Origin of the sequence: Scopulibacillus darangshiensis (assembly GCF_004341035.1) — a bacterium.
Lineage (GTDB): Bacteria > Bacillota > Bacilli > Bacillales > Sporolactobacillaceae > Scopulibacillus > Scopulibacillus darangshiensis.
In genome coordinates, this window is sequence record NZ_SLXK01000024.1 from 62,319 (window position 1) to 68,318 (window position 6,000).

The following is a 6,000-nucleotide window of genomic DNA, read 5'->3' on the forward strand; positions in this document are numbered from 1 at the left end:
TGCAGCATAGACCTCCCGAATTATAAATTAAGGGAGGTCTATTTATGTTTTGATTCTGACAGTATGACAACAAGTGTGCCAAAGGCTACCATAAGTGATAACGCCTCAAATACTGTCACGAGCACCACCCCTTTTCCAACGCTTGAGTGAGCCCTCCCCCTATAAGATACCCATTGTATTCCTTTTATTGTAACACGAATATTGTCAAGCTTAATCCGCCATTAGATTTGTTTTTTTTCTAGCTAAATAGATGCATAAAAATTGCCGATTCGCTAATAATCTATAAATTGCGGGAAAATTCCACCTATTCGAAATTTGCGGGCAGACTAAAGTCATGAATCAAATGACATAAGGTGGAAAGCTGCTTAAAGTCAGCTAATGACTGATAAAAAATGCTGCAAAATTCTGGCTGTTAAGCCCCAAATTGTTTTGTCACCGTAATTATAAAACATTTCGGCCATTTGCCGGTTCCGAAAAGGGTATTTTTTTCCGCCATAAATCCGATCATAAGGAAAATCGGGACGCGGCCTCACGTCATAATCAACGATATGCCTTTCAGGTTCTTGATTCATTAGCCAATTAAGCGGAACGGTAAAAACTGAGTCCACTTCACTTTGATTTAAGTTCAGCTGATGATTTTGACTTAAAGCAGCGACAAAAGGAAAGACCAGCATTTGTGAGGATGGAACATAAGTAGCAAGTTCCCCGAGTATATCAATGTCTTCGCCGCGAATGCCGAGTTCTTCCTCTGTTTCCCTGAGTGCGGCATGCCTTGGAGTGGGATCAGTGTCATCAATTCTGCCTCCAGGAAAGCAAATATCCCCGGGTTGGTGGTTCATTTTTTTTGAACGGACTTCAAAGAGGATATGCCATGTCTTGTCCGCTTTTACAAGTGGTATCATTACCGAAGCTTTTAGGGCTGTGTCTTCGCCGATGATCCCTTTATCCATTGCGATTTTCTTTTGAATTTTTTGCAGATCCATTAGTATCACCCATATAAAACTATAACATAGCCATACTGCCTGAAGTGTTATGTTTGAGAAACTGACTTACTTTTGAGAAAATAGCTACTAGAGGTGATTATAATGAAAGCAATCGTACATAAAGGGACAGCCGGGTTTCAGGGAGTGTCTTACACTGATATAGAAGCCAGCAGTGTCAGTGACGGCAAGGTTAAAGTCAGTCTTAAGTCAGCAGGATTAAATCACCGTGATTTATTCGTTTTGACACGTCATAAGGAAGACGAACCCGGCCTGATTATAGGTTCTGACGGTGCCGGTGTCATAACGGAAATCGGTCAAGATGTAGAGGGGTTAACTGTAGGGGATGAAGTGGTGATTATCCCAAGTCTTGGCTGGAAGGACAAGACTCCTGCACCGCCTGAACACTTTGAAATTCTTGGATTACCCGATCACGGCACATTCGCTGAAGAGATCGTGATCGATGCCGGGCAAATTGCCAGGAAACCCGGCTATTTAACATGGGAGGAAGCAGGTGTTCTGCCCCTTGGAGCCTTAACCGCATACCGTGCTCTTTTTACAAGGGGCCAATTAAAAGTGGGACAAACTGTATTTATACCCGGTGCCGGCAGCGGCGTCGCGACTTATCTGATACAAATGGCAAAAGCCTCCGATGCAAAAGTCATTGTTTCTTCCCGCAGTGAAGAAAAGCGACAGAAGGCCCTAGAAGTAGGTGCTGACTTGGCAATCGATTCAAATGAGGATTGGGCATCGGAATTAAAGGGCGAGATGGTTGACCTTGTCATCGAAAGTGTCGGGGCAGCTACATTAAGGAAATCATTCCACGTCTTAAAACAGGGCGGAACTTTGGTTCTCTTTGGGGCATCGGCAGGCGATGAGGTCACAATGAATTTGCGTGATTTTTTCTATGGCCAGTACAGTTTTCTAGGTTCAACAATGGGAAGCATTCAAGAATTTCATGAAATGATTTCCCTGATTGAGAAACATCAGATAAAGCCAGTTGTGGACAGTGTCTATCCACTGGAAGAAGCGTTAGCAGCAATGAAAAGGCTAGAGGATGGCGAGCAATTCGGCAAAATTGCTTTGAAAGTGACAGATTAAAAAATAGTAAGGAGAGATGACTAATGCTGGAAAATAAACAAACTGCACCCGATTTTACGCTGAAATCAACGAGCGGTGAAGACATCACACTATCTGATTATAAAGGAAAGAATGTTGTTTTGTATTTTTATCCTAAGGATATGACGCCGGGCTGTACAACGGAGGCATGCGATTTTAGAGATCAAAATGAAAAATTTGAGGGGTTGAATACTGTTGTACTCGGTATCAGCCCGGATCCGGTTGACAAGCACCAAAAATTCACTGAAAAACATGGGCTGCCTTTCCCATTGTTAGCGGATATGGACCATGAGGTTGCGGAAAAATACGGCGCCTGGCAGCTTAAGAAAAATTTTGGCAAGGAATACATGGGGATCCAACGCGCGACCTTTGTCATTGATAAAAACGGGGAAATTGCCAAAGTATGGCCAAAGGTGAAAGTCGCCGGACATGTTGATGATGTGCTCCAGTATGTTAAAGATAATTTGGCATAAGAGTTATCAATAAAGGGAAAAGGTGCGGAGCAATCCGCGCTTTTCCATTGTTTATAAAAATCATTGAAAAATTATGACTGTGGAAGGGATTGCTAGCTCGTGAATGTCGTAACCTCTGCAAAAATTCGAAGGGATTTAAGGGAAGCCCTAATAAATGAATTTCCAAATGCCGTATTTTCATTTCATTCAAATATAAGGGATGCAGCAACCAGATTAAAGGATGCCGATATTCTCATAACCTATGGTGAAGATTTAACGGATAGCATCATCAATGCTGCCGAAAATTTGAAATGGATCATGGTAATTTCCGCTGGGCTTGACCTGATGCCATTTGATGCCATTAATAAGAAAGGGATACTTGTCACAAACGCCAAAGGCATACATAAAATCCCTATGGCCGAGTATACACTTGGCATGATGCTACAATATGTAAAAAGATTGCGGACGTTTGACCTTAATCAAAGGGAACACAAGTGGGATAAAGCTGTTAAAACGAGTGAATTGGCTGGTAAACGGATAACAATTATCGGCCCCGGCGCCATTGGAGGCGAAATTGCCAGGCTTGCTAAAGCTTTTCGAATGACAACGGCAGGGGTGAACCGTTCGGGGCACCCAATTGAAAACATTGATCAAATTTACCTTAACAGTAACCTGTTAGATGCATTGAAGGATGCAGATTTTGTTGTTTCGGTTTTACCGAGCACAAAAGAGACATACCATTTAATAAATAAAACGCATTTCCAAGCAATGAAGCAGGATGCTGTCTTCATTAATATAGGCAGGGGAAAAACGGTTGATCAAAGAGATCTCTTGGAGGCATTAAAGGAGGGGATGATTTCGCATGCCATTTTGGATGTCTTTGAAAAGGAGCCGTTAAATGAAGAACATCCTTTTTGGAAAATGGATCAAGTAACATTAACACCTCATATTTCTTCGATTTCGTCTGAGTATCAACCAAGGTCAATTGACATTTTTAAAGAGAACTTATCCAAATATTTGGCCGGTGAAAATGATTATATAAACAAAATTGATTTAGAAAAGGGCTATTAACGAGCGGGCTTGGTGCATCATCCGAAATTAAATGTGGATTGAGTCAGTTTTTATGAAAAATAAATGTGGCCTCAGGAAACAATAATTGACATAGTTTATATAGACATGTAAACTTAAGTTATAAATTATAACTATTTTAATTTAAGAATAAATGTTTTGAAAGCGAGGTGCATGGCGATGACTGAAGAGCGCATTAAAGAAGCGATTAATACGCTTAAGGAATCAGGCGTCCGCATCACACCCCAACGTCATGCCATTTTAGAATTTCTCATTGTATCCATGGCTCACCCAACTGCAGATGATATTTATAAGGCTCTCGAGGGGAAGTTCCCTAATATGAGTGTCGCAACAGTGTACAATAACTTAAGGGTTTTCAAGAAGGCAGGACTTGTTAAAGAATTGACATATGGCGATTCATCAAGCCGTTTTGATTTTGCCTCGTCTGATCATTACCATGTCATTTGCAGTTCTTGTGGAAAGATCGTTGACTTTCATTACCCTGGTTTAGATGAGGTCGAGGCTCTTGCAGAACATGTCACAGGATTTTCCGCTCAGAATCATCGAATGGAAGTTTACGGCGTCTGCCCTGACTGCAGGGAACACGGTAAAATACTCAAAAGCTGAGACCTAGGATCTCAGCTTTTTTTAATATGAATTATGTAGCAGTGTATTGAAATTAACCTTCTTTATAACTGCTCTTCCGATTATATTTCTTGTCAAAGGGTTTACCTTCCAGATTAGGATCAAGGGTCAAAGGTTCGTTGCAGCTCATGCAAATATCTACTCGTCCCAATATTTTTGTCGGTTTGCCGCAATTAGGGCAAATGACCTTCACTGTTTTGGTCGACAGCATACCCACCCATAAATAGACTCCTGAGCTAAGCAAAACAGAAATAAACCCGATCATCATGAAAATGCTCATGATGAGGAAATGGGTTTTAAAAAGGAGAGCAGCATACATAATAGCGAATCCAAAAAAAACAAGGAGCAGTGCAAACGATCTAATTCTATTTATCTTACTCGATTTTTTGAAAAGCATATGGACAACCTCCTTCCTTAAGTATAGCACATTAAGGATTGGAACTATATTTCAATTCGAAATTAAATCTATTATTTAATTATTTGTTAAAAAAAGACACAGACCACAAATGGCCGTGTCTTTTTTTATAGCAAAATGCTTAAACCCAAATAAATTTAAAAGCTCTTTCCTAAAAGATTGTTGTCTATTTGCTTTCCGCGGTTAGGTATGACATTGGCAGGTGATTTCCGCTCCTGGCACTCGCTTTCCGCGGGCGGTCCGTGAGCCTCCTCGTCGCTATCGCTCCTGCGGGGTCTCACTTGGACGCGCTTTTCCCGCAGGAGTCTCGTGCCATACGCTCCAACCACTCTAACCTTTAGATGCCCGTGGCAACAAAAAAAAGGAATTGATGCTCAATTTTCAATTGATGAAGAAAAGGTGGCCTTTATTATCCAAGAGGAACTAGGGGAGAAAGATTATCCAATTATTTATGTCAAGCCACATCCTAAAACGATGTCTGCTTTAAAAGATCATACAGATGTATTGGAGATGTATAAGTATTATCTGCCGGAACATTTATAGTTGTAAGCTAATAGAAATGATTTTCTTTATGAACGCGGGGTGTGAAGCGGCAATTGCGAAAACAATACTGACAGAAAAGACCAAGCTTGTGTGCCAAACCTTGGACAAATTATATGATAGATATTTTCCGAATAACTTTAGAAAAAGTTGTTGACGAAGCAAACGATAGCTGATATTATAAATAGCGTCGCTGTTAGGAGCGCCTTTAAAAATACAAACTAAAAAGTTGTTGACAAAGCAAATTTGGGTCTGTATAATAAATAGGGTCGCTTCAACAAAAACGACAAAAACTTCCGAAAAAAATTGTTGACACGAACAACACGGCATGATATGATTATCGAGTCGCTGTTAAAAACGACAACATCAAAAAACGCTTCAACAGCAAGTTTGAAGCAAATTCGAGAAGAGTTAACACTCAAAAACATCAACATCGAACAAAACGTGTTTTTGCAAATCGATGTTAACTTGAGAAATTCAGTTTCTTTGCGCAACAACACTTTGATTTTGTTGGTGTTGTCACGCAAGTCGAAGTGAATCGAGAAGAGAATGCTCCTTGAAAACTAAACAAAAGCCAAGCGTGATTGAAAAGGGCAACCTTTTGAATTAAACAGCTAAGGATCACAACGATTGAATGACAAGTTGCTAAGCAACTTAATTATAATGATGCATCGCGCATCACAACTTTTTGAGAGTTTGATCCTGGCTCAGGACGAACGCTGGCGGCGTGCCTAATACATGCAAGTCGAGCGCGGGAAGCAAGCTGATCCCTTCGGGGTGA

Annotated in this window: 8 protein-coding genes and 1 rRNA gene; 6 read left to right on the plus strand and 3 right to left on the minus strand. The window is 40.8% G+C overall.

Features of this window, described 5'->3' with window-relative positions:
• Nucleotides 1-38: 38 nt before the first annotated feature.
• On the minus strand, nucleotides 39-128 hold the full coding sequence (locus EV207_RS23935) for a putative holin-like toxin (RefSeq protein WP_424511375.1): 90 nt from the start codon (nucleotides 126-128) through the stop codon (nucleotides 39-41).
• A 243-nt stretch (nucleotides 129-371) separates the two neighbouring features.
• Nucleotides 372-983: an NUDIX hydrolase gene (locus EV207_RS15095; protein ID WP_132746984.1), complete on the minus strand. Its 612-nt coding sequence runs from the start codon at nucleotides 981-983 to the stop codon at nucleotides 372-374.
• A 102-nt stretch (nucleotides 984-1,085) separates the two neighbouring features.
• Between EV207_RS15095 and EV207_RS15100 the strand changes: the two genes are divergently transcribed.
• The 4 genes from EV207_RS15100 to perR all read left to right on the plus strand — a co-directional run bounded on the left by EV207_RS15100 (nucleotide 1,086) and on the right by perR (nucleotide 4,246).
• Entirely contained in the window at nucleotides 1,086-2,081 is a 996-nt protein-coding gene (locus EV207_RS15100) for a zinc-binding dehydrogenase (protein ID WP_132746985.1), read from the plus strand.
• 23 nt (nucleotides 2,082-2,104) lie between these two features.
• Entirely contained in the window at nucleotides 2,105-2,572 is a 468-nt protein-coding gene (gene bcp / locus EV207_RS15105; protein WP_132746986.1) for a thioredoxin-dependent thiol peroxidase, read from the plus strand.
• 99 nt (nucleotides 2,573-2,671) lie between these two features.
• Nucleotides 2,672-3,622 (plus strand): D-2-hydroxyacid dehydrogenase, encoded by a 951-nt coding sequence (locus EV207_RS15110; RefSeq protein ID WP_132746987.1) that lies wholly within the window; start codon nucleotides 2,672-2,674, stop codon nucleotides 3,620-3,622.
• A 177-nt stretch (nucleotides 3,623-3,799) separates the two neighbouring features.
• Nucleotides 3,800-4,246, plus strand: a complete 447-nt coding sequence (gene perR / locus EV207_RS15115) for a peroxide-responsive transcriptional repressor PerR (RefSeq protein WP_279389197.1) — start codon at nucleotides 3,800-3,802, stop codon at nucleotides 4,244-4,246.
• Between the two features lie 52 nt (nucleotides 4,247-4,298).
• Here the strand turns inward: perR and EV207_RS15120 are convergent, their stop codons facing one another.
• Entirely contained in the window at nucleotides 4,299-4,661 is a 363-nt protein-coding gene (locus tag EV207_RS15120; protein ID WP_132746989.1) for a YgzB family protein, read from the minus strand.
• 327 nt (nucleotides 4,662-4,988) lie between these two features.
• Between EV207_RS15120 and EV207_RS15130 the strand changes: the two genes are divergently transcribed.
• Nucleotides 4,989-5,222, plus strand: a complete 234-nt coding sequence (locus EV207_RS15130; protein ID WP_243647102.1) for a hypothetical protein — start codon at nucleotides 4,989-4,991, stop codon at nucleotides 5,220-5,222.
• Between the two features lie 681 nt (nucleotides 5,223-5,903).
• Nucleotides 5,904-6,000, plus strand: a 16S ribosomal RNA gene (locus EV207_RS15135); the annotation flags it as partial.

Bases quoted from the DNA above. Each gene is read 5' to 3' on its own strand.
- EV207_RS15095 (WP_132746984.1), bottom strand. From the start codon at position 983: ATGGATCTGCAAAAAATTCAAAAGAAAATCGCAATGGATAAAGGGATC.
- EV207_RS15100 (WP_132746985.1), top strand. From the start codon at position 1,086: ATGAAAGCAATCGTACATAAAGGGACAGCCGGGTTTCAGGGAGTGTCT.
- bcp (WP_132746986.1), top strand. From the start codon at position 2,105: ATGCTGGAAAATAAACAAACTGCACCCGATTTTACGCTGAAATCAACG.
- perR (WP_279389197.1), top strand. From the start codon at position 3,800: ATGACTGAAGAGCGCATTAAAGAAGCGATTAATACGCTTAAGGAATCA.
- EV207_RS15120 (WP_132746989.1), bottom strand. From the start codon at position 4,661: ATGCTTTTCAAAAAATCGAGTAAGATAAATAGAATTAGATCGTTTGCA.